The organism is Acidithiobacillus ferridurans (assembly GCF_003966655.1).
Classification (GTDB): domain Bacteria; phylum Pseudomonadota; class Gammaproteobacteria; order Acidithiobacillales; family Acidithiobacillaceae; genus Acidithiobacillus; species Acidithiobacillus ferridurans.
Genome location: NZ_AP018795.1, coordinates 2,001,416 through 2,027,443 on the forward strand (window position 1 = coordinate 2,001,416; position 26,028 = coordinate 2,027,443).

The window sequence follows — 26,028 nt, forward strand, 5'->3', positions numbered from 1 at the left end:
GACAATAAATCGATGGCGCCATTGTAGAGGACCTGTGGCGGTCAGGGAAGCAGGAGCGTGCCTCTTTTCGCTGATGGCTGCCAGCGTGTATGGTTGGTGGTATCAGCCGATCGGAGCAGGGCATGGACAAGCGCTTTATCCTGGAGAGCAGTTTTTCGCCGCAGGGCGACCAGCCGGAGGCTATTCGTCTGTTGGTGAACGGCCTTGCCGCTGGTGAATATTTCCAAACCCTGTTGGGGGTGACTGGTTCGGGCAAGACCTTCACCATGGCCAACGTCATCGCCATCACTCACCGTCCCGCCGTCATCATGGCGCCCAACAAGACCCTTGCAGCGCAACTCTATGCGGAAATGCGCGCGTTCTTTCCCCACAATGCCGTGGAGTATTTTGTCAGTTATTACGATTACTACCAGCCGGAGGCCTACGTTCCTTCCTCCGACACCTTCATCGAAAAAGACGCCGCCATCAATGACCACATCGAGCAGATGCGCCTCTCCGCTACCAAGGCCCTGCTGGAACGGCCGGATGTCATCATCGTGGCCACCGTTTCGGCTATCTACGGTCTGGGTGATCCGGCCTCCTACCATGGCATGATTCTGCATCTGCGCGAGTCCTCCACCATGGATCAGCGCGCCATCCTCAAGCGTCTGGCGGAGATGCAATACAGCCGCAATCCTTTGGAAATGAAGCGCGGCACCTTTCGCGTCAACGGCGATGTCATCGATATATGGCCCGCGGAAAGCGAAGACGAAGCCGTTCGGATCGAGCTTTTTGGCGACGAACTGGAGCGCATCTCGCTCTTCGATCCCCTGACCGGCAAGACCATCACCCGTTTACCGCGCTACACCATCTACCCCAAAAGCCACTATGTCACCCCGCGCGAGACCATTCTCGCGGCGCTGGATGCTATCAAAGATGAGCTTCGCTCGCGTCTGGAGGACCTGCGCCGCGCCAACAAGCTGGTCGAAGCGCAACGGTTGGAGCAACGCACCCGCTTTGATCTGGAGATGATGGCTGAGCTGGGGTACTGCTCTGGGATCGAGAACTACTCCCGCTACCTCTCGGGACGGGTGCCCGGTCAGGCACCGCCGACCCTGATGGACTACCTCCCCAAGGATGCCCTGCTATTCATGGACGAATCCCATGTAACGGTCCCGCAGTTCGGGGGATGTACAAGGGCGACCGTTCGCGCAAGGAAACGCTGGTGGAATATGGTTTTCGTCTGCCCTCGGCGCTGGACAACCGGCCCCTGATGTTTCCCGAGTTCGAGTCACTGATGCCGCAGACCGTGTTTATTTCCGCCACGCCCGGTCCCTACGAACTGGAGCACTCCGGGCAGGTGGTGGAGCAGGTGGTACGGCCCACCGGCCTGGTCGATCCCGCTGTGGATATTCGTCCGGCGAAAGGGCAGGTCGACGATCTGATCAGCGAAATCAACATCGTTGTACGTAACGGTTGGCGCATTCTGGTGACGACGTTGACCAAGCGGATGGCCGAAGATCTGACCGATTATCTCCACGAACTGGGTATCAAATGCCGCTATCTCCATTCAGATATCGAGACGGTGGAGCGGGTGGAGATCATTCGCGATCTGCGCGCCGGGGTGTTCGACGTGCTGATCGGGATTAACCTGTTGCGGGAGGGCCTGGATATGCCGGAGGTGGCATTGGTCGCCATTCTGGATGCGGATAAGGAGGGCTTCCTGCGCTCGGAGCGGTCGCTGATTCAGACCATCGGGCGCGCGGCGCGCAACCTGCACGGGCGGGCCATTCTCTATGCCGACGGCATCACCAAATCCATGGCCCGCGCCATAGCCGAAACCGACCGCCGCCGGGAGAAGCAGTTGCAGTTCAACGCCCAGCATGGCGTCACCCCGCGCGGCATCGTCAAGCCGGTATCCGACATGATTGAGGGAGTCTATCGCCGCAATGCACAACCTGCCGCGCATGCTGCGGAAAAAAATGCGGATTATCGCGTGCTCAGTGATCCCCAAGCCGTTGCCAAGAAAATCAAGGAACTGGAGGAAGCCATGTACCGACACGCCCGCAACCTGGAGTTTGAGCAGGCAGCGGCGCTGCGGGACGATATCAAAAAACTGGAAAACCGCCTTCTGGGGACCGACCTGCCGGTATCTCTGGAGGAGGACTGAAGGGGCAATCCTTGGGAAGTTGCGGGCGGCGCCTTGACGCCAACTTGAGCATTGCCTATCCTGTAAACCAACCGGACGGTATGTAATGACAGGAGAACATGATGATCAAGGCTAAAGCCTATGCTGCGCAGACTGCCCGCAGCCCGTTGGCGCCCTACGAAGTACTGCGCCGCGAGCCGGGTCCCGATGATGTCCAGATAGATATACTCTTTTGCGGTGTCTGCCATTCCGATTTGCACACCGCCCGCAATGAGTGGAAAAACACGCTGTATCCCACTGTTCCTGGCCACGAAATCGTGGGTCGTGTCGTTGCCGTCGGTAAGGATGTCAAAAATTTTAATGTTGGTGATTTTGCCGGTGTCGGTTGCATGGTGGACAGTTGTGGGCACTGTCCGTCCTGTGATGAGGGTGAGGAGCAGTACTGCGATAACGGATTTACCGGAACCTACAACGGCCCGGTATTTGGCGGCGAAAATACCTACGGTGGCTATTCCCAGAGCGTGGTGGTCAAAGAATCCTTTGTGTTGAAGATTCGGCATGATGAAAAAGATCTGGCGAGTGTGGCGCCGCTGCTCTGCGCCGGTATCACCACGTACTCGCCCTTACGCCACTGGGGTGCCGGACCGGGTAAAAAGGTCGGCATTGTGGGTCTGGGCGGCCTTGGTCATATGGGCGTCAAATTGGCGCACGCCATGGGCGCCCATGTGGTGCTGTTCACCACCTCCCCCGGCAAAGTGGAGGATGGTAAGCGGCTGGGGGCGGATGAGGTCTGCATCTCCAGAGATGACGCGCAAATGGCCTCCCATGCCAACAGCTTCGATTTTATCCTCAATACGGTGGCCGCGTCCCATGATCTGGACGCCTTCCTGAATCTGCTCAAGCGGGACGGTACGATGACACTGGTGGGTGCGCCGGCTGAGCCCCATCCGTCACCAGAAGTCTTCAACCTGATTTTTAAGCGTCGGCAGCTCGCAGGCTCCCTTATCGGTGGTATTCGGGAAACGCAGGAGATGCTGGATTTCTGCGCACAGCGCGGGATCGGTTCGGATATCGAGATGATCCCCATGGACTACATCAATACCGCCTACGAAAGAATGCTGAAGAGCGATGTGAAGTATCGCTTTGTGATTGACATGGCGACACTGAAGTAGGCCCTCTGGGGCGGCGGTTTACAGCCCCCCACCCGCTCTTTGGTTTCAAGGCAAAATGTCAAGGCAGCAGGAAGCCCGTCCGGGCTGCCGCAGAAAGGTGATTTTGCGTTGTGCCGCACGTCTGAATTGGCTACCATGCGCAGGTTAAACGCGCGCTGCGAGTCCTATGAGCAAATACATTTTCGTAACAGGTGGGGTGGTTTCTTCTCTGGGCAAGGGCGCCGCTGGCGCAGCTCTTGGTGCACTGCTGGAGGCCCGTGGGCTGAAGGTCACCATGCTCAAGCTGGACCCCTATATCAACGTCGATCCGGGCACCATGAGCCCCTTTCAGCACGGTGAGGTTTTCGTCACCGCCGATGGCGCGGAAACGGATCTGGATTTGGGGCATTACGAACGATTCCTCGCGACGCGGATGGGTAAGCGTAACAATTTCACCACCGGCCTGGTTTATCAGACCGTTATTGAAAAAGAACGGCGCGGCGACTATCTGGGACGTACGGTGCAGGTCATTCCCCATGTCACCGATGAGATCAAGCGGCGCATCCGGTTGGGTGCGGCGGACGCGGATGTGGCGCTGGTGGAGATCGGTGGCACCGTCGGCGACATCGAATCGCAGCCCTTTCTGGAGGCGATCCGCCAGATGGCGGTAGAGGAGGAACGGGGTGACACCCTCTTCATGCATCTGACGCTGGTACCCTATCTGGCGTCCGCCGGGGAGATGAAGACCAAACCGACCCAGCACTCGGTGCGTGAACTGCGTGCCATCGGTATCCAGCCGGATGTGTTGCTTTGTCGTGCTGACCGGCCCATACCTGCCGACCACCGGGCCAAAATCGGGCTTTTTTCCAATCTGCCGGAAAAGGCGGTCATTTCGGCGATCGACACCGACAGTATCTATCGCATTCCGTTGCTGTTCCATGCTCAGGGTCTGGATGATCTGGTGGTGCAGAATCTCGGGCTACATCTGCCAGCCCCGGACCTTTCCGTTTGGAAGGGTATCATAAACGCCCTCGAACACCCGGAAGGCGAGGTGGTGGTTGCCTTGGTGGGCAAATATGTGGGGCTTACCGAATCTTACAAGTCTCTGGCGGAGGCATTGCTTCACGCGGGATTGCGGGCGCGACGGAGTGTGCGCTTCCTGTATGTGGATGCGGAAGAAGTCGAAACGCAGGGAACGGAGATACTCGCGGAAGCGGATGCCATTCTGGTACCGGGTGGTTTCGGCGGGCGGGGCACCGAGGGTAAAATTGCCAGCATCCGCCACGCACGGGAGCGGAAGGTGCCTTATCTCGGCATTTGCCTCGGCATGCAACTCGCGGTTGTCGAGTTTGCGCGGCATTGTGCTGGTCTGATGAACGCCAACAGTACCGAACTGGACCCTCAGACTCCGGCCCCAGTCATTACGCTGATGACCGAGTGGTCCGACCCGGAAGGCCACAAGGCGTACCGGGAGGAGGGGGGAAATCTCGGCGGTACCATGCGGCTGGGAGAGCAGGAATGTCGCCTTGAACCCGACAGTCTGGCAATGCAAGCTTACGGGCAGGAGCGGATTCACGAGCGCCATCGCCATCGCTTCGAGTTCAACAACCGTTACCGTGAACCGTTGGCTGTGGCAGGGTTGCGTTACACGGGGTTCTCCGCGGACAGTGAACTGGTGGAAGTGGTGGAGTTGCCGGACCATCCCTGGTTTCTGGGCTGCCAGTTTCACCCGGAGTTCACCAGTAACCCGCGTGAGGGGCATCCATTATTTGACGCCTTTATGCGCGCCGCCATCGCCCAGCGGGAACGGGACGGTTCGGCATGAAGCTCTGTGGCTTTGAAGCAGGTCTGCAGCATCCATTCTTTCTGATGGCAGGCCCCTGTGCGATCGAGAGTGAATCCCTGGCGTTGCGCACGGCGGAAGATCTGCGCGATATCTGCGCACGCCTCGGCATACCTTTTATTTATAAAAGTTCCTACGATAAAGCGAACCGTTCTTCGGGACAGAGTTTCCGTGGGCCGGGTATGGACGAGGGACTGCGTATTCTCGAAAAGGTCCGCCGGGAAGTCGGGGTGCCGATCATTACGGATGTTCATGAAAAAGAAGACGTGTCTGCCGTGGCGGAGGTGGTCGATGTGCTGCAGACGCCCGCCTTCCTCTGCCGACAGACCGATTTCATTCAGGCTGTCGCTGCTGCCGGAAAGCCGGTCAACATCAAAAAAGGCCAGTTTCTTGCGCCCTGGGATATGCTGCACGTCGCCAGCAAGGCCAAGGCTACCGGCAATGAGCAGATCATGGTCTGCGAGCGCGGCGCCTCCTTCGGATACAACAACCTGGTATCGGATATGCGCTCCCTTGCGGTGATGCGTCAGACAGGATGCCCGGTGGTCTTTGATGCGACCCATTCCGTACAGCTCCCCGGTGGTCAGGGCGACCGATCCGGAGGCCAGCGCGAATTTATCCCGGTGCTGGCGCGGGCCGCCGTGGCGGCGGGCGTGTCCGGGCTCTTCATGGAGACTCATCCGAATCCTGCGGATGCTTTGTCTGATGGTCCCAACGCCTGGCCGCTGGGACGTATGGAGAACCTGTTGCGCATTCTCCAGCATATTGATCATCTTGTAAAAAACCAGGATTTCCCTGAAAACCACCCTGAGGAGTTAGTATGAGTGCCATTGTCCGCATCCAAGCCCATGAAGTTCTCGATTCGCGTGGCAATCCCACCGTGGAGGCCGAGGTCTATCTGGATAACGGCGGCATGGGCCGTGCGATCGTCCCTAGTGGCGCTTCCACCGGAGAGCGCGAGGCCGTGGAGTTGCGCGATGGTGGCCAGCGCTACGGCGGCAAAGGAGTGCGCAAGGCCGTTGAACACGTCAACGGCGAGATTCAGGATGCGCTTCTTGGCATGGAGGCCGAAGAGCAGGAGCATATTGATGCGGCTCTTTGTGCCTTGGATGGCACCGAAAATAAGGCACGCCTCGGCGCCAACGCGATCCTGAGCGTCTCATTGGCGACGGCCCATGCGGCTGCCCACGCGGCTGGCCAGCCCTTGTACCGCTACATCGGAGGCTTGGGTCCGCTGCAGTTGCCCGTTCCCATGATGAATGTCATCAATGGCGGTGCCCATGCCGATAACGACGTGGACATGCAGGAATTCATGCTGATCCCGGCGGGCGCGGAGTCGTTTTCTGAGGCGTTGCAGATGGGGGTGGAGGTGTTCCACAGCCTGAAAGCCGTGCTGCAATCGCGCGGACTGGCAACGACAGTCGGCGACGAGGGCGGCTTCGCCCCGAATCTGCCCTCCAACGAGGCTGCCCTGGAGCTGCTCATGGACGCCATCAACAAGGCGGGTTATCAGCCGGGCAAAGATATCTGGCTGGGCATGGACGTCGCTTCCAGTGAATTTTATCGGGATGGACGTTATCACCTGGCGAGCGAAAGGCGTGAACTCGATAGTGCCCAGTTCGTGGATTATCTGGCGGCGCTGGCTGATCGTTATCCACTGATCAGCATTGAAGATGGCATGGATCAGAATGACTGGGAAGGCTGGATCACCCTCACCGACCGCCTTGGTGACCGTTTGCAGTTGGTGGGTGATGATATTTTCGTAACGAATACGACGATCCTGCGTGAGGGCATCGAGCGCGGTGTCGCCAATAGCATCCTTATTAAACTGAATCAGATCGGTACGTTATCCGAAACCCTGGCGGCCATCGAGATGGCAAAAGTCCATAGTTATACGGCTATCGTGTCGCACCGATCCGGAGAAACCGAGGATACCACACTGGCCGATGTAGCCGTGGCTACGGGTTGCGGCCAGATTAAAACAGGTTCTTTGTCGCGTACCGATCGGGTGGCGAAATACAACCGCCTATTGCGTATCGAGGAAGATTTGGGGGATGCTGCCCGTTATCCCGGCCTTGCAACTTTTTACAATCTCGACTAAAAAGATATTTAATGGAATATTTGCTGGGCCATTAAATTTTCGAGGATTTTGCGGCATGGGTTACCGGGCGCGCGTAAAAAACTGGATGGATACTGCCAAGGCAGAGATGCGCCTTGTGGATTTCATGCTTTTTGCCGTGTTATGTGCCCTGCAATATCCGCTTTGGTTCGGTGCGGGTAGCTGGTGGAATATGGCGAACCTGCACCGGAAACTGGAAGTCAAGCAGGTGATTTTGAAGCAATTGGAAGCCCGCAATGACCTTCTGGCAGCGCAGGTGACGAGCCTGCAAACGGGAAGCCGTGCCGTCGAAGAACTGGCCCGCCGTCATCTCGGAATGGTTAGCAAGGGAGAGGTGTTTGTCTGGGTGATACCCGCCAAAGGTGCCTTCGACGGCGCACGGACCAGCACTCAGGCGTCGTGAACTGCGCCGGGCGTCTTGCAGGTCGGTGGTATAGCCGTCCAGTTATGCTCCGTCAGGCGCGGTCAATGTAACTGCCATCCACCGTATTCACCCGAATTTTTTCACCCGCGTTCACAAACTGCGGCACCATAACCGTAATGCCGGTCTCCATCTGTGCGGATTTGTAGGAACCGGTAGCGGTTTGCCCCTTGATGGAAGGCTCGGCTTCACGCACCTCTAAAATAACCACAGGCGGCAATTCAACGCCGATAGGTCGTTCATTGTGGAGGTTGACCTGAATCTCAGTGTTGGGAAGGAGATAACCTGTCTGTCCTTCGAGCAGGTCCTCACTGAGGATGAGTTGCTCGAAGTTCTCATTGTCCATGAAGACATACCCGGTGGCATCGGTATAGAGATACTGCATGGTACGGGGTTCGACGACGGCTTTCTCCATGGTTTCTCCCGAGCGGAAGCGCGTATTGGACTTGGTGCCTGTCTCGATATTTTTCATCTCGACCTGCACGAAGGCGCCGCCTTTGCCAGGCTTGACGAAATCGGTTTTGAGTACGCGCCAGAGCCCCTTTTCATATTCGAGAATATTGCCGGGGCGGATATCAAAGGCGGAAATCTTCATACTATAGTCCTTCTGGGCATTCCCTTTAGAGGGCGTGGATTGTACCCTAGAGGCATATTTCTGACCAGCCCGGTCCCTTGAGAGGTAATCATGTCCGATCCCCGTACCCAGCCCCTGGAGATTCGCCCCCTCATGATCAGCCGCGTCATGGAAGTCGACTGGGCCGACGGACATACCAGCCGCCTGACCTTCGAACACCTGCGGGTAGAGTGTCCCTGCGCGGAGTGCAAAGGGCACACGCCCGATCAGGCGCAGATCATCACCGGCAAGGAGCATGTGAGTGTTGTGGAGGTGGTGCCGGTAGGCCATTACGCGGTGCAGTTGCATTTCAGTGATGGCCACAATACCGGGATTTTCACATGGGAGTATCTGCGCAGGCTGGACGCTGAATGAGTACCGCGGGGATTGAGCAGCCCTGAGATTTTATGGATTCTGAACAGGTAGAGCAATTTGAGAACACTGACGGTGCCGTGGACACACCCTTCGTTCCCGGAGAGTTTCTGCGGACGTTGACCAGCCAGCCCGGTATTTATCAGATGTTCGGCCAGGGCAGTCGCCTGCTCTATGTGGGTAAAGCCCGCAATCTCCGGCGCCGCGTGAGTTCCTATTTTCAGAAGCAGCGCCATACGCCAAAAACGCTGGCGATGTTGGCGCAGGTAACACGGGTGGAGGTGGTGGTCACCCACACAGAGACGGAAGCGCTGGTGCTGGAGGCCAATCTCATCAAGCGCCACCACCCGCCATACAATATCCTGCTGCGCGATGACAAGAGTTACCCCTATCTGTTCATAGAAACCGGTCACGACACGCCGCGCATGAGTTTGCACCGGGGTGCGCAGAAGGGCAAAGGGCACTACTTCGGTCCGTATCCGGCCGTTACTGCGTTACGTGAGAGTATGGTGCTGCTACAGAAAGCCTTTCGATTGCGGACCTGCGAGGATCATACTTTTCATCACCGCAGCCGGGCTTGTTTGCAGTACCAGATTCGTCGTTGCAGCGGCCCCTGTGTTGGGCATATCAGCGGCGAGGACTACGCGCGGGATGTGGCGGACACGATTCGCTTTCTGGAAGGAAAGAGCGACGAAGCGATTCGCAGTCTGGGGGCGCGTATGCAAGCGGCGGCTGAGCGACTGGATTTCGAGGAGGCAGCGCGACGCCGTGACCAGATCGCCGCGTTGTCCAAGATTCAGGAGCGTCAGTATGTGGCGCAGGCGGGTGGCGGCGATTTTGATGTGCTGGCGGCAGCACAAGAGAATGGGCAGTGGGTGGTGTACGTCAGTTTTATCCGCAATGGACGGCAGTTGGGCGGGCGCTCCGTTTTTCCGCGGCATACCGAAGAAGTGCGCGCGCCGGACGTACTCGCAGCCTTTCTCATGCAGTTCTACAGCGATAAAGAGGTGCCGGGGAATCTGCTGGTCAATGTGCTGCCGCGTTCACCAGCCTCCCTGGCGGAGGCGCTGGGCAGCGAAGCCGGGCACAGGGTCATGATCGATCAGCCCCAGCGCGGTCCACGCAAGCGCTGGATGGCGTTAGCGCTGACCAACGCCATGGGGGCGTTGCGCCAGAGGGCGCAGACGGCCAGCGCGGGACGGCGGCGCATGCTCCTGTTGCAGAAGCTCCTTGAACTCCCGGAGACGCCGCAGCGAGTAGAGTGTTTTGACATCAGTCATACCCGGGGCGAGGTGGCTGTGGCATCTTGTGTGGTTTTCGGTGAAGATGGGGCACTGAAGAACGAATATCGCCGCTTCAATATTCGCGATATCCGGGGCGGTGACGATTACGCGGCTATGGAGCAGGCCGTCCACCGCCGCTATGGGCGACTGCAGAAAGAGGGCCTGGTCTTGCCGGAGATCGTCTTCATTGACGGTGGTGCTGGACAGGTGGCTCGTGCGCAGGCGGCTCTGGACGCATTGGAGATCGGTTGCATCCAGTTGTGCGGGGTGGCGAAGGGGACGGCGCGGCGTCCAGGGCTGGAGATGCTGCATATCCCCGGATGGGCGGTCCCGCGACAATTGGACGATGATGATCCGGCACTGCTGGTCATTCAGGAAATCCGCGACGAAGCCCATCGTTTTGCTATTACTGGTCACCGCGCGCGCCGCGGCAAAGCACGGCAGGAATCCGATCTGGACGGCATCTCCGGGATCGGGCCGAAACGGCGGGTGGCGTTGTTACGCGCATTTGGCGGCTTACGCGGTATTCGTGACGCCGGTATGGAGGATTTGCAGCGCGTAGAGGGTATCCATCTGGAGCTCGCGCAGCGGATATATGATTTCTTTCACGTAGGACGTGCCTGATTGTGATAAAACGGCTGCCCAATTTCCTGACCATTCTGCGCATCGGGCTGGTGCCTATTTTCGTGGCGCTCTTCTACTGGGGGGGCGACATGCGCACTTTCGGTGCCACCGGAGTTTTTGCGGTGGCGGCGATTACCGATTGGGCCGATGGCTACCTCGCCCGGCGTTATCAGGGGGTATCGCCTTTCGGTACCTTTCTCGACCCGGTTGCAGATAAGGTCATGGTGGCTACCGCACTGGTGCTCATTGCCTCCTCCGGAGAGATACCGGCACTCCTGGCTGGTATCCTGATCAGCATCATCGTCGGCCGGGAAATTACCGTGTCAGCGTTGCGTGAGTGGATGGCCGAGGTGGGTGAGCGCAAAAAGGTGGCCGTCTCCTGGCTGGGTAAGGCGAAGGCAGCCACGCAGATGATTTCGATCCTGCTGCTGGTCTACGAGCGCCCGGTGCGGGGATTGTCCGCACGCACTCTGGGGACCGCTCTCCTGATCGTCGCGGCGGCGATGACACTCTGGAGTATGGTGGGCTACTTGCGCGCCGCCTGGCCCAGCCTACAGGGCAGTAGCGGGGCTCATCTTGACAGGGAGCGGTGACCCCGGTAACCTCTGTGGCCATGCGGGAATAGCTCAGTGGTAGAGCACAACCTTGCCAAGGTTGGGGTCGCGAGTTCGAGCCTCGTTTCCCGCTCCATAATCGAGGGAAAGCGTTCGGTCTTTCCCTTTTCTTTTAAGGCTGGGTGGCAGAATGGTCATGCAGCGGCCTGCAAAGCCGTGGAAGCCGGTTCGATTCCGGCCCCAGCCTCCAAACAAAAACAACAAACGGATTCGGCATTGAGCAGCAAGGAGGCATTGGATGCCGCCGCGCCTTGCAGTCCGAACATGAGCAGCACCGGAGCGATGACACCTCCGGCCAGTACGGAGGCCCCAAACCAGAGGGTGTCTGCACGCGATAAATGGGCGCGCGGACTGCGGCGCAGTAGTCGATATAAACTCAGTCACAGACCTGACCCCAAATAAAGAAGGGCCGCGAGCATCCAGGGACTGACTGAGGTTAGAAGAATTTTGACCAGAGGGGTGCTGGCACCAAAAAGGAGGCGGAGAAAATAGCTGCCGGGATTCCGGGACGCAGCAACTTTTGGAGAAAATTCATGGGATTATGCACGTGTCATGACCCAGTGTGAAATGAAAAGGAATCATAAAGAGCATTGTTATTGCAGGCAAGATCAATAATGCTGGCCAACTGTCTATTTGATCCTGAAAACGGCAGTCACTGTGGATGATTTGTCGTGATTAAGGGCGGATTGGGGTGAAATGTGATCCAGTGGATCTCTGCTAAGAGATCAAGAACTGCCTGCTTCGCCCACCGTAATTACCATTTCTGCAATTTCTCCTAGTTTTTTACCCTTGTCCATGGCGAGCCGCCGCATGCGCCGATAGGCTTCGGCTTCGTCAATCTGCAAGTCGCGCATGAGGATGCCCTTGGCTTTTTCAATTTGCTTGCGCTCGGCGAGGGCATTTTGGGTGTCTTTGAGTTCTTTGCGTAATTGCCGATATTCGGCATAGCGGAGCGCCGCCACCTTGAGAATAGGGGCAATATCCTGGGCGGAAATGCCGTGGGCAACATAGGCGGCAACACCAGCACGAATAGCCCGGCGCATGGTGTCTTCATCTTCAGGGGCGCCCAGCACGACGACCGGTAGTTCCAGGGTTTCGCTGAGGAACACGATGTGTTCGAGCACGTCTCGTTCGGGGCTGCCCGCTTCGGCGATGATGACATCGGGCTGCAGATTTTCCAGACGTTGCCAGGAAAGCGCTGACCAGCCAAAAATATCCACGACAATCTGCCCCTCACTGGCGAGGGCATCCCGGAGGATTTCTGCACGCTCCACATTATTGTCGATCAGGACGATGCGACGCATGGGCTCATTGTAGCGCTTGCAAGGCGGCCTGGATGATGATTTCTGATTCGCCGATGGGCCCCTCTACCTGGAAGAAGCAATTGGGTAAAACTTTCTGAACCTGTTCAATAAGTGTTGGTAGATCTTCCTGTAAATGACGACCGCTACTCCAGAACAAGGGGGAAATGCGAAAGTGGCGGAAGCCCAATACATAGGCCTCCCGTATGGCCTGATCCAGAGACGGTTCCCACATTTCCAGATAGCACAATACGATCCGTCGTTCTGGATGGGCGAGCTGTAGTCTTTCGGCGATCTGCTCAAAAGGTTTTCGCCACTGGGGATTACGGGAACCGTGTGCCAGCAGAAATTGCACGTCTGTCATGCGCGCTCCCTTAAGGTTGTTGCAGGCGCTGTGAGGATAAAGTCGGTTCTCCGGGAAACCACGCACAAATATCTGCTAATCCCACAACAGCGCCAATAATTAGAATTGCCGGGCTGCCCAGCTCCGCTGCCTGGATCGCTACACTGAATTGCTGCAAGGGCGCCTGTACCTGTTTTTGCGTGATGGTCGCCCATTGTACCGCAAGACAGGGGGTTTCGGCAGCCAAACCGCCCGCTATTAATCCCTGACAGATATCGGATATTCGTTCGATGCCCATGTAAATGACCAAGGTATCTGCCGCCCTGGCATAGCGTGACCAGTCTGGAGGGTGGCTGCCTCTAGCCTCGTGTCCCGTCAGGAAAATGACGGACTGACTACGATGGCGATGGGTGAGCGGTACGCCAGCATAAGCTGCTGCCGCCATTCCGCTGCTAATGCCGGGGATGATTTCGTAATCGATATGGGCGGCGCGCAGAGCCAGACATTCTTCACCTCCGCGCCCAAAGAGAAATGGATCTCCTCCCTTCAGACGGACAACCTTCAAGCCTTGTTGGGCAGAGCGGATCAAATGCTCATGAATACGCATCTGTGAGGTAGAGTCCTGCCCGCCCCGTTTACCCACTTCCACTTTTTTACACCCTGCTGACGCCATGTTGAGCAGACAGGGATTGGCGAGGGCATCATAAAAAATGATATCGGCAGCTGCAATGCGCCGTGCTGCTTTGAGGGTGAGGAGTTCCGGATCGCCGGGACCGGCACCCACGATGGAAACTGGGAATAGGGAGGTGATGAATGACATGGCAAGGCTCCGGCTCAGGCTGCGTAATGGGAAAAGTGGTGAGCAAGATGGTGATGGGCACTGTCCATATCTGTGCAGCGGCCACTAAGGCAAAGCAGGCACAATGCTTGATCGACCAAAGGAGAAGGAAGCGGCAATTGTCCGTCCAGTACGGCTTCCATATAGCGACAGGTAGACGAGATACCAGAGTTTTCGGGCAGCGCTGGAATTTGTTGCAAGGGCTGCGTGTCTTTTTCTATCCAGAGAACAGATTCGCCCTGCCGACAAACTTGCAAATCCGGGCGGCGCTTGGGATTGGCAAAACATTCCCCCTCGCTTCCCCGCAAAATGAGTGCCGTATTTTGTTCCTGCTGGAAGTATTCCTGCAGACGCAGCAGATAAGGCGGGTGGGTCACGCCGGCACAATGTACGGCGTGATCCTGGAAGGGGTTAAACAGCTTGACGATAGTGTGTACGCTGGATCGCACACCGAGCTGCTGTCGCAAGGCCAGCATCTTGCCCAGACCTGGATGGAGGGTGTCCACCGGCAGGTAACTGAGACCCTGAAGATGCAGAAGGCTGTTGGCCTGGTGGCTATTTTCCGCGCTGGCCAGTCCAAATTCACGGAGAATGTCGGCACTGTGTACTCGCCCGGATGGATCATGGTCAGTCCATGAGTACTTATTGGCATTATGGTCAACAGGGAACCCATGCATCAGTACCGGTACGCCGCAGCGGGTCAGGGTCATCGCCAGCAGCGGCAAGAGATTGGCCCCACGCAGGGTACCATTGTAACTGGGGAAAATGACCGGCTGGCAGTTGTGCTGGAAAGCGATGGGTTCAATATCTGCTTCCAGAGCATGTACAAAAGCGCGTAATTCTTCGACGCTCTCGCCCTTGATACGGTAGGCCGTCCATAGGGCGCCCATGGCCAGTTCCGGTAAGTCGCCGTGCAGCCAGTCCGTAAACAGGTTTTTGGCTTCTGCGTAGCTCAGGTCCTCCGCATGTTCACTCCCTCGGGCGACGCGGCCGATGATGCTGGTCATATTCAACTTCGCAGTCATGATGCCTCCTGATGGACCATGCGAATCATCGACATGATTTCCGGTTTGCAGGAACCACATTCACCGCCGGCGCCGCAATCCTGGGCGATCTGCTTCAAGGTGATATTGCCAGCCGCAATGCTTTGCCGCAGCTGTTCTTCATTCACCCCCGTGCAGGCGCAAATGCCGCGTGAACGCGACCAGGCCGCCACATCTGGGGGTACTTTGGGTGCCAAGAGGGCATGACGGAAAGCATCGACATTGGTACCACTGAGCAGCAGTTCGCGCAGCCAGTCGCGCGTGCCATCTTCACCAAAAAGACGTGCAGCCAGCAGTTGTTTGCCCTGCATACACAGGCGTTTGCGGACATGGCGACGGGCATCGTCATAATCCAGCACCTCCAGACCGTCCATTCCCAGGGCCCGGTCCCAGGCATGAATATCCCGAATGGCTGGAGCTTCTTCTCCGGCAAGGCGCAAAATGAAGCCTTCCCGTCGGTCCTGGCGTATTCGGCTAAGGCTAGCATAGGGAAAGTGTCTGGCAATACGCTGTGCGGCCTGGAAATGTGCTTCGTCGCTGTTTAGGCGCAGGAGCGTGCCCTGCCAGGGGAAAATTGCCGGTTCTATGCGAACCGCAGTGTGTTTGAACTCGGGCTCCCCGGAAACGGGATCAATGGCGGGCAAAGTGAGCTGGTTGCAAAGAGCAGCAGGCGCAAAGCGCCGACCAAAATGCATGGGGGCAAAAACCAGCCCTGGCTGCAGATTATGTTGAATACGGACCCGGAACACGTTATGACCACGCCGACTGATAACCCGGGCCAGATCCTCGTTTTTGAGTTGCAGCCGTTGCGCATCTTCCGGATGTATTTCCAGAAAAGCCTCCTCGTCACTGGCAAACAGTGCAGCAACCTTACCGGTACGACTCATGGAGTGCCATTGATCGCGCAAACGGCCGGTCGTGAGCCGGAGAGGGTAGCGGGCATCAATTTCTTCGGCAACTCCCTGAAACTCCGGAGCGTGAAAACGGGCGCGACCACTGGGAGTAGGAAAAATACCATCACTATAAAGGCGCTCTTGCCCACTCCTGGCCCCAGTCGGGAAGGGCCATTGCTGCGGCCCCTGGCTATCCAGAAGCGCAAAGTCCAGACCGCTGATGTCCAGATCCCGTCCTTGGGTACAGCGCTGATATTCGCGGAAAATACTGGCAGAGTCTGGAAAATCGAACAGACGCTGTGCCCGGTCATGCCAACTGCTATCCCGATGATCGGGGAGGGGATGCTGGAGTTGATCCAACGCTTCTCCCAGGGCAAAAGCGAAATCCCGATAAATCATCCAGTCGGGGCGCGCTTCTCCAGGAGCGGGTACGGCTGCGTGAAGATGACTGATGCGCCGTTCGGAATTGGTGATCAACGCTTCCCGTTCTCCCCAGCTGGCTGCGGGCAGGAGCAGATCACTATAGTCGGCGGTTTCGGTGCCCAGGTAACTATCTTGCAAAATGACTAGCCGGGCACGGTTCAGGGCCCTCTGAACTTGCTGTTGATCGGACATGGACAATACCGGATTGGTGCAACTGATCCAGATACTCTCAATTTCGCCCCGCTCCATAGCCTGAAACAGGGGGACTGCGGTGTAGCCTGGTTGGGGATGAATGCTGGAAATCTCCCAGAGGGCGGTCATTTCGGAACGGTGCTCGGGATTGGCAACTTCCCGATGACCGGGAAGCAGCGCGGGCATGCCGCCTGTTTCCCGGCCACCCATGGCATTGGGCTGTCCGGTGAGGCTGAAAGGCCCGGCTCCGGGACGACCAATTTGCCCGGTCGCCAGATGCAAATTGATGAGACTGACATTTTTGTCCGTACCATGACTGGATTGATTGAGTCCCTGACACCAAAGAGAGAGGACGCTGGAAGCTTTTCCAAAGGCCTGGGCAGCAGCGCGGAGCTCCGCTTCGGGAATATGGCAGGTTTCGGCGACCCGTTGCGGGGTATAATTCTGAACGCGGGCCTTGAGTTCTTCCCAGCCTTCGGTATGGGTTGTGATATAATCCCGGTCAATGTGATCCTCCCAAATCAGGATATGGAGCATGCCGTGGAACAGTGCGACATCCGTACCTGGTTGCAGGGGTAAAAAAATGTCAGCGATGGATGCCGTGGGGGTGCGACGTGGATCCGCGACGATAATTTTGAGTTCCGGGCGACGCAATTTGGCTGCTTCAATCCGCCGAAACAGAATGGGGTGAGCATAGGCTACATTGGCACCGACGATAAACAGACAATCGGTTTCCTCCAGATCTTCATAAGCACAGGGAACGGAATCCATCCCAAGGCTGAGTTTGTAACCTGTGACAGCGGAAGCCATACACAACCGGGAATTGGTATCAATATGATTGGTGCCAATAAATCCTTTGGCCAGTTTGTTGGCAACATAATAGTCTTCCGTGGGGAGTTGCCCCGAAACATAAAGGGCGACGGCCTGGGGTCCCTGCCGGTGAATGATTTCTGCCCAACTGCTCGCCATTTGTGCGAGCGCGTCCGACCAGGTAAGTGCTGTCCAGTCTCCGCTGAGACGGTCACGCCGAAGCGGCTCACCGGCTCGATCATTACCCTGACAGCTGAGATGCAGGGTGCTGCCCTTACTGCAGAGCTGGCCAAAATTGGCAGGATGATCGGGATCGCCGCGTACGCCGGTAATTTGCTGACCATCATGTTCTATGATGACGCCGCAGCCAGTCCCACAGTAAGGGCAAACAGATTTGCTTTCCAGGCGCTGCAGGGAGGTTGATTGTTGCGCGCGCAATAGGCTCATGGCGCTATTTCCTGCAAGCCCAGCCAAATCTGCTCGCCTTCCATCCGGATGGGAAATCTTTTGACGCAGCCGGAATCCGGTGCCACAGCTTCGCCTTTTTCCAGATCAATTTGCCAGTTGTGCAAGGGGCAAAAAACCAGTTTTCCAGATACGAAGCCTTCGGACAGAGGACCGCCGCGATGGGGACATTGGTTGCTGACCGCGAAAACTTCATCATTTTCATTGCGCAGAATCGCTATCTGACCTTCCGGGGTTTCTACATAACGACCACCCCAAGCGGGAATTTCTTCAAGAGTGCCTAATGCCATCCATTCCATGTTGTTCTCCTCAGGCCGGGATACGGCGCAGGGGTGCCGCGTGAATATCCAGACGACCGGATACGGCCTCTTTCCAGGGATCTTTTTCCTGAGACAGGGCAAAATCCATGCGTTCTGCCAGGGTTTTGCGGGCATGGGTGTCGTCGACTATCGTGGCTTTGATCTGCTCCAGTCCGACCCGTTCTACCCAGGGCGCGGTGCGTTCCAGGTATTGGGCATTCTCTCGATACATCTGCAAAAAAGCCTTGGCCATTTCCAGAACCTCCTCGTGGGTTTTTACCTTGCAGAGCAGATCAGCAGCGCGCACTTTCATGCCGCCATTCCCACCCACATAGATTTCCCAGCCCGAATCCACGCCGATGATCCCCATGTCCTTGATGGTACTTTCGGCGCAATTGCGTGGACAACCAGATGCTGCGAGCTTGACCTTGTGGGGTGCCCACATGCGTTCGAGATTTTTTTCCAGTTCAATGGCAAGGCGGGTACTATCCTGCACTCCAAAACGGCAAAACTCGCTGCCCACACAGGATTTGACGGTACGTAAAGTCTTACCGTAGGCATGGCCAGAAGGCATATCCAGATCGGCCCAGATTTTGGGCAGATCCTCTTTTTTTACCCCAAGCAGATCCAGACGCTGTCCGCCGGTAAATTTCACCATGGGGACGTGATGGCGCTCAGCAACTTCCGCAATACGTTTCAGTTCCGCAGGACTGGTGACTCCCCCGTAAATGCGCGGAATGACAGAATAGGTACCGTCTTTCTGAATATTGGCATGGGCCCGCTCATTGATGAAGCGGGATTGGGGATCGTCCAGACCATCCATGGGCCAGGCTGTCCGCACATAGTAATTGACGGCTGGACGGCAGGTGGCGCAGCCGGCAGGATGGCGCCATTCCAGATAATCAAAGACCTGGCGAACCGAGAGGAGCTTTTCCTTGATGATGGCGTCGCGCAGTTCCTGATGACTGAGTTCTGTACAGCCACACAGAGCCTTTTTCTTCGGGGTGCTGTCATAAAAACCGCCGAGGGTACTGGCTAGTAGCTGTTCCACAAGGCCAGTACATGAACCACAGGAAGCACTGGCCTTGGTGCATGTACGTACATCGTCGAGAGTAAATAAACCCTGTTCACGGATAGCTTTGACAATGCTGCTCTTGGCTACCCCATTACAGCCACAAATTTCGGCGGTGTCCGGCAGGCGTGTCGCCTGGTTTTCTCCGGCATGACCGGCATCCCCCAGATGGGTTTCACCAAAAACAATATTGTCCCGAAAGGCCGATACATCAGTGCCATCTCGCATGAGTTGAAACAGCCAGGGACCGATGCTGGTATCTCCGTAGAGCAAGCTACCAACCACCTTGTTTTCCTGGAGAATGACCTTTTTGTATACGCCCTGACTGCCATCCAGCAAGGTAACTTCTTCGCAATCTTCGCCGCCCATGAAATTCCCTGCGGAAAACAGTTCGATGCCGGTAACCTTGAGCTTGGTGCTGGTGACAGAGCCCTGATAACGCATCCGTCCGTACTCTGCCAAATGATTGGCCGCCACTTTGGCCTGTTCAAAAAGGGGGGCTACCAGTCCATAGGTCTGACCGCGATGCTGGACACATTCTCCCACCGCATAAATGCGTGGATCGTAGGTTTGCAGGGTGTCATTGACCAAAATGCCGGTTTCACACTGTAAGCCTGCAGCCTGGGCCAGTTCGATGCGCGGTTTGATGCCGATGGTCATGACCAGCACATCCGCCTGCATTTCCGAGCCATCGGTAAAACTCAGCCCTGTGACATGTGTCGATCCCAGAATTTCTGCCGTTTCCTTACCCAGTAAAAACTGGACGCCCCTGGCTTCCATGGCTTTTTGCAAAAGAACGCCACCCCGTTGATCCAGTTGTTTGTCCAAAGGCCAAGCCCGACGATGAATGACGGTGACTTCCATTCCCCTTGTCCGCAGACCATGGGCTACCTCCAGCCCCAACAGGCCGCCACCGATGACCACGGCCTGCCCGCCGAGCGCGCTGCTTTTCGTTAGTGCCTCCACATCGGCCATATCCCGATAACTCAGTACGCCCGGCAAATGATTTCCAGGTACGGGAGCCATGGCGGCGGCTGCACCGGTTGCCAGTAGCAAGCGGTCATAGGGCGTGGCTTTGCCGTCGGCGCTGATAACCAGACGTTTGACCCGATCAATGCTGGTCACCGGATTGCCAGTATGCAGCGAAATATGATGCTCGGCGTACCAGTCCAGAGGATTGAGAATGGTCTCTTCCAGGGCCATTTCCCCTGCCAGCACCGGAGTCAGGAGAATCCGGTTGTAGTTGGGATGGGGTTCGGCACCGAACACGCTGATGTCATAAAGATCAGGTGCCATTTTCAAGAGTTCTTCGACCGCACGGATGCCGGCCATGCCATTGCCAACAACGACCAGGCGAGGTTTCTGTGAAACTGTAGTCAGACTGTGCATTGCTGGGCTCCCAAAATAGAAAAAAGGCGTCAGTCAGCTGAATTGCTGACGACGCCTTTGCCGTTTTGCATGGTGACGACTCTCGCGAATCGTTTTGCAATCTGTTAAGCAATAGACATGCCTGGAATTGATCGTAATAAAAACAGTTTGTTAAGTTTTAGAACTTTAATCGGGTTGATAAATATCAGTGCAAGGTATGGTGCAGCTGCACCATATTGGTGCGGCGGATCGGGCTGCCCGACTAGAATTTCGCATCGACAAACACCCAGGCCCCTTCGGTATTGACCCCATAGGTACTCCGCCGATAGTCAGCATATTGCACCCCGGCACTCCAATGTCTGGAGAAGCCATGGGTTACGGATAGATCCAACTCATTTCCGTAATGGGCAGTACCATGATCGGCCTGAAAATCGTAATAGATGGCCATCAGTTGGGTTTTCATGATTTTTCCGGCGACGCTAAAGTAGAGGCTACGCAGCCCCTTTGGGGGAGTGGTAAGGAATACCTCTGCCCAACCATTGAAGGCGTGCTTGGTGGCCAATGGGGTCTGAAAGCCGTAGGTACCCTGAGGATTGGCGCCCATCACCATGTAATTGGCATGGACTGCAACTGATGGCAGGACCAATCCGGTACCCAGGTGATAGTAGGAGGCATGGACGTCGGCACTACCCCTATCATAGGGCAACTGGCGGGCATAGCTCAGATCGTAGGGAAGTTTTAAGCCATGGGCGAGAGGAATGGCGCCTTCGACCCGCAACCCCAGCGTTTGGCTGTTGCACACCTGAGCATTTCCAGACAAAAAACAGGCGGCGGCACCGGGTATGGCACTATGGGCCTGATTGCCATACCAATAGCCAAAAGCCTGTGTGTGAATCAACGAAGAGGGTGACCAGCTGATTTCGCTGAGCATGGTTTGTGATGGCACATTTTCATTCAGTATATTCTTGATGCGCCATATATAGGCGCCGTAAATCGCTAGGTCCTCCAAGGGTTTTCCAGAGATGGATACTGAATCAAAAGTTTGCGGAGTCTGGCGGAAACCCACAGCACCAACAAAACGTTCATCATCCAGATTGATTTCCTGCCGACCTGCACGCAGTTTCCATGCAGGAATACCGGCAAATTGCAGATAGGCCTGATTGATGTTGCTTTCACTCGGATCGGGAATGACAGAATACGCCGTTTTGTCATTGCGTAAGCTATTGTACTGATTGATGATGCCCGCTACGTTGATGAACTGCAAATCAGCACTGAAACCGGCAATGGGTTTGCTGCTGAGGCCCAGTAGCGTCTGTACGGTAAAGGCATTTGCATCTTTTTTCTCGGTTTGTGACATGAATTCATAACGAGGACGAAAATCCAGATGAACCTGACCTTGGGTAATGGCATCGCTCAGAGTGTCTGCGCCGGCCCAACTTCCTGCCAAAGTGATCAGTAGAGCGTTCATAACGGCGAGATGCACAGCAGTTTTTTTTAGAGAAGGCATGATCTGGTCTCCAGAATAAATTTAGCCATGAAATCATGGATAAAGAGCGCAGAACTCCCGATGCGTCAGCAAACGCATCTGGAAAAACCGCAAGTTGTGATGAGGGACTTTAGTGAAAACTCAGTCAGTAACGGCGTTAGCTTCGGATAAAGCTGAGGGCGTTTCCTCCATGGCTACAGCCATCGTTCCATGATGAGACCAGCTTAACCACTGCTGGCGCAGAACGAATACCAGCCCCAGTGCAATGCTCGTCAGCACGGCGAAGAAGGCAAAGCCCAGATGATAAGTGCCGGTTTCCTGCTTGGTGATACCCAGAATAACGGGCAGATAAAAGCCCCCCACTCCACCCGCAGCACCAATAATGCCGGTCATGATGCCCGTTTTTTCAGGCCAGCGCAGGGGAACCAGTTGAAACGTGGCACCATTTCCCAGACCGAAGCAGGCATATAGGATCAGTAAAAAAAAGATGGCCAGATTCAGAGGGGGTGTCCAGGTTGCAAACAGGATATCCATCAGGGCGATACCGCCTAAAAACCAGCGTAGCGCAGCTGCGCCCGAGATCCGGTCAGCAACCATGCCGCCCAGAGGCCGCAACATAGCTCCGGTAAAAGCAAATAATGCCATCAACATACCGGCATCAATTTTAGGCAAAAGGTAAAGAGCAACCAAAAGCAGGCTGACATAAGCAGACATACCGACAAATCCACCGAAGGTGATGGCGTATATGAGGATAATTACCCAGGTATCTCGTTCGCGGAGGGCCAGTCGATAGCGTCGCGGGAGAAAAATCCCCGTCAGCAGTACGCCATATACGGGTAGCATCAGGAGGGCGGATTTACCCTGCAATCCCAGCCATCCCATAGGTGTTGCTACGGCCAGAAGAGACAAGCCCGCTAGAGTAACCACAAAGCCCAACAATGCGGGTCCTGCCCGACCACTTTTGGCGGCGCTATCCTTACCCCAGAAAAACAGGCTCACACCGGCCAGAGCCAGCAAGGGCAGGGCAGCAGCCGTTGCGTGTGCCCAGCCAAAATGCGCGGCCAAAGGCGGAAACAGAAATCCATCCAGAACCGCTCCAATGTTTCCAGCAGCAGCTATGCCCAATACGGTTCCCTGCACTTTAGCGGGATAATTGCTTCCGGCCATGGGCAGGGCAACTGCAAAACTGGCTCCGCCGACGCCCAGTAATACACCAAGCACTATGAGCAACGAGTAGCTGGGTACTCCAGGATGGATCAGCAGGAAGAGAGGCGGAATAGCAGATAGCGCGACACCACCCATCGCCAGCCAGCGGCCATCCATACTTTGGTAAAGATTGCCCATACCCACCCGCAAAATCGCTGCAGAGAGGATGGGTACCGCGACTAAAAAGCCTTGTTCCGCATCGGTCAGATGCAAGGAATGAATCATGTAGGGGGCCAGTGGGCCATACAACAACCAGACGGTAAAACCCGTATCGAAATACAGAAAGCTGGCGACCAAGGCGCGCCAGTTTCCACTACGGAGCATAGTCAAAAGTTCTTTCATGGTGCATCCCTCGAGCGCTGATAAAATTCAAAGAAAAAGGCGCTCCCGGCTCATCTGAGCCAGGAACGCCTTCGTCCCAAAACGCTGTTCATCGGTGAACAGTGCTTAATTGTGTTCAGCATTTTTCATGCCAGAATTTATTGGCTACCATGAATCAGTATGTTAAGGTCTTGGACAGGGTCTTTTTGCAATGGTCCTGCTGGCAATGAATGGGCGAATCTGGTGCATATTCCCTGAAACGGGGCACAATGATGGTGCGCCCCAGCTCAGGGTGTGACGGTGCTCCCATCAAAAATCAGGTTGGGGCCCATGGTAATAGGATGCCCTTCCTCACTCTGGACCTGCCAGGATTTGGCGTGGTTTCCCCAGTCGATAAAATCCGTTTTTGGAACAGGAATCTGCAGCACTTTTGCTGCTTGCCGATAGATATCGCAACGATATACCTGTGGAATCAATGTCTCGCTATCCACACCTTGAGGCCATTGACCAGCCGTCTGCATTTGTCGAGCCAGCCACATCGCATGGGAATGCCAGGGAAAATTGGCCGAGTAACGCGCAAATACATGAAAATCCTCCTGCTGAGTCAGGCCTGGTACGTTACCACTTAATGCCATGGCCACAACTTCCCGAGGAACCCCAATGGCTGCGGCAACCCAGGGTACCGCTTCTAAACGGTGTTGAGGGTTATCCAGCCAATGACTGGCGGTCAGGATGGCTCGAATCATTGCCAGATATAAGTCGGGCTCGCGCTGTGACCAGTCATTCCGTACGGCTAATACCTTTTCCATCAGGTTATTCCAGAGTGCGTAACTGCTGACAATCGGAATACCCACGTTTTCTGCAGCTGCCAGACTTCCCCAAGGCTCCCCCACGCAATAACCATCTATTTCTCCAGCGCGCAACGCGGCGACCATATAGCGAGGCGGAACCACGGTGATTTGAATATCCTGGTCCGGATCGATACCAGCTGCACGTAGCCAGTGCCGCAGTTGATAATGATGGTTGGACACCGGAGAAACGACGGCAACACGCAATTTTTTCGCAGGCTCTGTCTGAATAATGCGGCGCAACGCCCGGGCAGCGGCGAGGACATGCTCCTCTCCCGTATATCCCGTATCGCGGAGCCGTTGGTGCAAAGCATGACTGACGGTAATGGCATTTCCATTCAGGGAGAGCGTCAGCGCCGTACTCACCGGTATTCTGGGGGAAGCAATTCCCAGCGTTGCCGCCATAGGCAATGGCGCCAGAGCGTGGGCAGCAACCAGATCTCCAAAGAGCAGATGGTCACGTAAACTGGCCCAGGAAGGCTCCTGTTGCAAACTCACTGCGAGTCCTTCAGCCGCAAAAAAACCCAACTCACGAGCCACAATCAAGGGTGCGCTATCCGTCAGTGCGACAAAACCTATGTTGAGATTCTCACCGCTCATTTTTCCTCCCAGTACCCGACGTTATTACAAAAAAACCTCGCGCCCCATAGTGGGTGCGCGAGGACTTCATTGTCCAGACTGCAGGGTTATGAAGCAATTCTTGGGCCAGCCTTGTTGAGGTCGGAAGTGCCTGATCGGTGATTCTTGCACTTGCGGTGCCGCCAAGTGATGACTATCCTGCATTTTTTCCGATGAGAACACATTTTGATGGAAGCAATCGCAGACAATGCATCATCACTCCTGCGTGAAACTTCGCTTTTTTCGGCCTGGCCCGAAGCGTTGCTGAATACCTTACTGACACAAAGCAAAAAGGTCACTTTGGGCTCGGGCGATATTCTCTTTGTCGAAAAGGCGACCGCAAACGCGTTTTATCTGGTCCTTTCTGGTCGTATCCACCTGATTGCCGCCGCCGCCACCGGACAGGAAAAAATCGTCGAAATCATTCAGATAAACGATCTGTTTGCCGAAGCAGTTGCTTTTCTAGGCGGGTGTTATCCGGTCACTGCTGCAGCAGATGGGCCGACGACAGTTCTGGAAATTCCGCTCGCATTGTTTCTAGAAATTCTGGAGCAAAAGCCCCAGTTGATGCGGCAGATGCTGGCGCGGCTCAGTATGCGCCTGCATTTTTTGGTCAAGGAGCTGCGTCATCTGAGTGTGGAGTCGGCAGAGCAGCGCTTGGCCAGCTATCTGCTGGAGTTGTGTCCGGTAGTCAATAACCCCGCGGTCATTGAACTCCCCGCCAAGAAAGCGGCGGTCGCGGCGCGTTTGGGCTTGACGCCGGAGACGCTGTCGCGGGTGTTGTCCCGAATGCGTAAGGCAGGACTCATAGAAGTGGAACAACGGACGATCAGCATTCCCGATCCTCTTGCCTTACGGCGCTGGGCCGGCGGGCACTGAGACGATGGCATTCGTGTCCTTTCACTGCCCAAGCCGCATCGGGGGCGATTTCACCAAAGACTGTAAAAAATCGCGGAGCACCAACGCGCCGTTGTGTTCCTGGTCGTGGGCTGCATACAGCAGAATCAGGGGCGAACCAGCGGCCTGAGTCAGGAGCGCGCGGGCAGTCTCCTGTTGTTCCGCCAGTTCCGCCAGATAACGTTTGCGGAACTCATCCCAGCGTACCGGATCATGGGCGAACCACTGACGCAGGGCGGTGCTGGGAGTGAGATCTTTGGGCCAGGCGTCCAGCGGGAGGTCGGCCTTGCGCAAGCCACGGGGCCAGAGGCGTTCCGCCAGGACGTGATAGCCTGCGGGGAGGGGATGCGCGTAAACGCGCCAGGTGGTGATGGCAATGCGCTGAGCGTGGTCCGGAGTCATTTTATGTCCCTGCCCGTTCATTCGGGCTGCCTTCC

Annotated in this window: 23 protein-coding genes and 2 tRNA genes; 13 read left to right on the plus strand and 12 right to left on the minus strand. The window is 56.2% G+C overall.

The features are described 5' to 3' along the window. Positions 1-122: 122 nt before the first annotated feature. The 7 genes from AFERRID_RS16360 (at position 123) to AFERRID_RS10370 (ending at position 7,644) form a co-directional block, all read left to right on the plus strand. Entirely contained in the window at positions 123-1,253 is a 1,131-nt protein-coding gene (locus tag AFERRID_RS16360; RefSeq protein ID WP_269149201.1) for a DEAD/DEAH box helicase family protein, read from the plus strand. Further along, positions 1,205-2,149 (plus strand): helicase-related protein, encoded by a 945-nt coding sequence (locus AFERRID_RS16365; protein ID WP_269149202.1) that lies wholly within the window; start codon positions 1,205-1,207, stop codon positions 2,147-2,149. The genes AFERRID_RS16360 and AFERRID_RS16365 overlap by 49 nt, the downstream gene beginning before the upstream one ends. A 101-nt stretch (positions 2,150-2,250) precedes the next feature. Then, positions 2,251-3,300: an NAD(P)-dependent alcohol dehydrogenase gene (locus AFERRID_RS10350; protein ID WP_126605708.1), complete on the plus strand. Its 1,050-nt coding sequence runs from the start codon at positions 2,251-2,253 to the stop codon at positions 3,298-3,300. 166 nt (positions 3,301-3,466) lie between these two features. Continuing rightward, positions 3,467-5,104, plus strand: a complete 1,638-nt coding sequence (locus AFERRID_RS10355; RefSeq protein ID WP_113526775.1) for a CTP synthase — start codon at positions 3,467-3,469, stop codon at positions 5,102-5,104. Further along, positions 5,101-5,946 (plus strand): 3-deoxy-8-phosphooctulonate synthase, encoded by an 846-nt coding sequence (gene kdsA, locus AFERRID_RS10360; RefSeq protein WP_113526774.1) that lies wholly within the window; start codon positions 5,101-5,103, stop codon positions 5,944-5,946. The genes AFERRID_RS10355 and kdsA overlap by 4 nt, the downstream gene beginning before the upstream one ends. Next, positions 5,943-7,223, plus strand: coding sequence for a phosphopyruvate hydratase (eno, locus tag AFERRID_RS10365; RefSeq protein ID WP_126605161.1), 1,281 nt, complete (start codon positions 5,943-5,945; stop codon positions 7,221-7,223). The genes kdsA and eno overlap by 4 nt, the downstream gene beginning before the upstream one ends. Next, a complete protein-coding gene (locus AFERRID_RS10370) occupies positions 7,177-7,644 on the plus strand; it encodes an FtsB family cell division protein (RefSeq protein ID WP_225981967.1) in 468 nt (155 codons plus the stop codon). The genes eno and AFERRID_RS10370 overlap by 47 nt, the downstream gene beginning before the upstream one ends. Before the next feature lie 52 nt (positions 7,645-7,696). Here AFERRID_RS10370 and efp read toward each other — a convergent pair whose 3' ends face one another. Then, on the minus strand, positions 7,697-8,257 hold the full coding sequence (gene efp / locus AFERRID_RS10375) for an elongation factor P (RefSeq protein WP_113526773.1): 561 nt from the start codon (positions 8,255-8,257) through the stop codon (positions 7,697-7,699). A 90-nt stretch (positions 8,258-8,347) separates the two neighbouring features. Here efp and AFERRID_RS10380 point away from each other — a divergent pair, with 90 nt between their 5' ends. The 5 genes from AFERRID_RS10380 to AFERRID_RS10400 all read left to right on the plus strand — a co-directional run bounded on the left by AFERRID_RS10380 (position 8,348) and on the right by AFERRID_RS10400 (position 11,358). Next, positions 8,348-8,650 carry a gamma-butyrobetaine hydroxylase-like domain-containing protein gene (locus AFERRID_RS10380; RefSeq protein WP_113526772.1) on the plus strand — a complete coding sequence of 101 codons (303 nt, stop codon included), beginning with the start codon at positions 8,348-8,350 and terminating at the stop codon, positions 8,648-8,650. A gap of 32 nt (positions 8,651-8,682) precedes the next feature. Beyond that, positions 8,683-10,554: an excinuclease ABC subunit UvrC gene (gene uvrC / locus AFERRID_RS10385; protein ID WP_113526771.1), complete on the plus strand. Its 1,872-nt coding sequence runs from the start codon at positions 8,683-8,685 to the stop codon at positions 10,552-10,554. A gap of 2 nt (positions 10,555-10,556) precedes the next feature. Beyond that, positions 10,557-11,147: a CDP-diacylglycerol--glycerol-3-phosphate 3-phosphatidyltransferase gene (pgsA, locus tag AFERRID_RS10390; protein WP_113526770.1), complete on the plus strand. Its 591-nt coding sequence runs from the start codon at positions 10,557-10,559 to the stop codon at positions 11,145-11,147. A 22-nt stretch (positions 11,148-11,169) separates the two neighbouring features. Further along, a tRNA-Gly gene (locus tag AFERRID_RS10395) sits at positions 11,170-11,244 on the plus strand. Between the two features lie 40 nt (positions 11,245-11,284). Then, positions 11,285-11,358 (plus strand) — tRNA-Cys (locus AFERRID_RS10400). Between the two features lie 535 nt (positions 11,359-11,893). Here AFERRID_RS10400 and AFERRID_RS10410 read toward each other — a convergent pair. From AFERRID_RS10410 to AFERRID_RS10455, 10 genes are all read right to left on the minus strand, one after another. After that, positions 11,894-12,472: an ANTAR domain-containing response regulator gene (locus AFERRID_RS10410; RefSeq protein WP_113526769.1), complete on the minus strand. Its 579-nt coding sequence runs from the start codon at positions 12,470-12,472 to the stop codon at positions 11,894-11,896. Between the two features lie 4 nt (positions 12,473-12,476). Then, positions 12,477-12,833 (minus strand): sirohydrochlorin chelatase, encoded by a 357-nt coding sequence (locus AFERRID_RS10415; RefSeq protein ID WP_113526768.1) that lies wholly within the window; start codon positions 12,831-12,833, stop codon positions 12,477-12,479. A 10-nt stretch (positions 12,834-12,843) separates the two neighbouring features. Continuing rightward, entirely contained in the window at positions 12,844-13,632 is a 789-nt protein-coding gene (gene cobA, locus AFERRID_RS10420; RefSeq protein WP_113526767.1) for a uroporphyrinogen-III C-methyltransferase, read from the minus strand. Between the two features lie 14 nt (positions 13,633-13,646). Next, the gene (gene ybiB, locus AFERRID_RS10425) at positions 13,647-14,675 is read right to left on the minus strand and encodes a DNA-binding protein YbiB (RefSeq protein ID WP_172959368.1); all 1,029 of its coding nucleotides are present in this window, start codon (positions 14,673-14,675) and stop codon (positions 13,647-13,649) included. Then, complete coding sequence (locus AFERRID_RS10430; protein WP_126605163.1) at positions 14,672-17,458, minus strand: nitrate reductase; 2,787 nt, start codon at positions 17,456-17,458, stop codon at positions 14,672-14,674. Before AFERRID_RS10430 ends, ybiB begins: the two co-directional genes overlap by 4 nt. After that, positions 17,455-17,775, minus strand: a complete 321-nt coding sequence (gene nirD, locus AFERRID_RS10435) for a nitrite reductase small subunit NirD (RefSeq protein ID WP_113526764.1) — start codon at positions 17,773-17,775, stop codon at positions 17,455-17,457. The genes AFERRID_RS10430 and nirD overlap by 4 nt, the downstream gene beginning before the upstream one ends. 10 nt (positions 17,776-17,785) lie before the next feature. Beyond that, positions 17,786-20,236, minus strand: coding sequence for a nitrite reductase large subunit NirB (gene nirB, locus AFERRID_RS10440; RefSeq protein ID WP_113526763.1), 2,451 nt, complete (start codon positions 20,234-20,236; stop codon positions 17,786-17,788). 241 nt (positions 20,237-20,477) lie between these two features. Beyond that, the gene (locus tag AFERRID_RS10445; RefSeq protein ID WP_225981968.1) at positions 20,478-21,722 is read right to left on the minus strand and encodes an alginate export family protein; all 1,245 of its coding nucleotides are present in this window, start codon (positions 21,720-21,722) and stop codon (positions 20,478-20,480) included. A gap of 120 nt (positions 21,723-21,842) precedes the next feature. Further along, entirely contained in the window at positions 21,843-23,249 is a 1,407-nt protein-coding gene (locus AFERRID_RS10450) for an MFS transporter (RefSeq protein WP_126605164.1), read from the minus strand. A 266-nt stretch (positions 23,250-23,515) separates the two neighbouring features. Beyond that, complete coding sequence (locus AFERRID_RS10455; RefSeq protein ID WP_113526761.1) at positions 23,516-24,676, minus strand: CmpA/NrtA family ABC transporter substrate-binding protein; 1,161 nt, start codon at positions 24,674-24,676, stop codon at positions 23,516-23,518. A 207-nt stretch (positions 24,677-24,883) separates the two neighbouring features. On the opposite strand from AFERRID_RS10455, the gene AFERRID_RS10460 reads away from it, so the two are divergent. Next, positions 24,884-25,573, plus strand: coding sequence for a Crp/Fnr family transcriptional regulator (locus AFERRID_RS10460; protein ID WP_113526760.1), 690 nt, complete (start codon positions 24,884-24,886; stop codon positions 25,571-25,573). A gap of 21 nt (positions 25,574-25,594) precedes the next feature. Here AFERRID_RS10460 and AFERRID_RS10465 read toward each other — a convergent pair whose 3' ends face one another. Beyond that, complete coding sequence (locus AFERRID_RS10465) at positions 25,595-25,993, minus strand: DUF488 domain-containing protein (protein ID WP_225981969.1); 399 nt, start codon at positions 25,991-25,993, stop codon at positions 25,595-25,597. Positions 25,994-26,028: the final 35 nt, after the last annotated feature.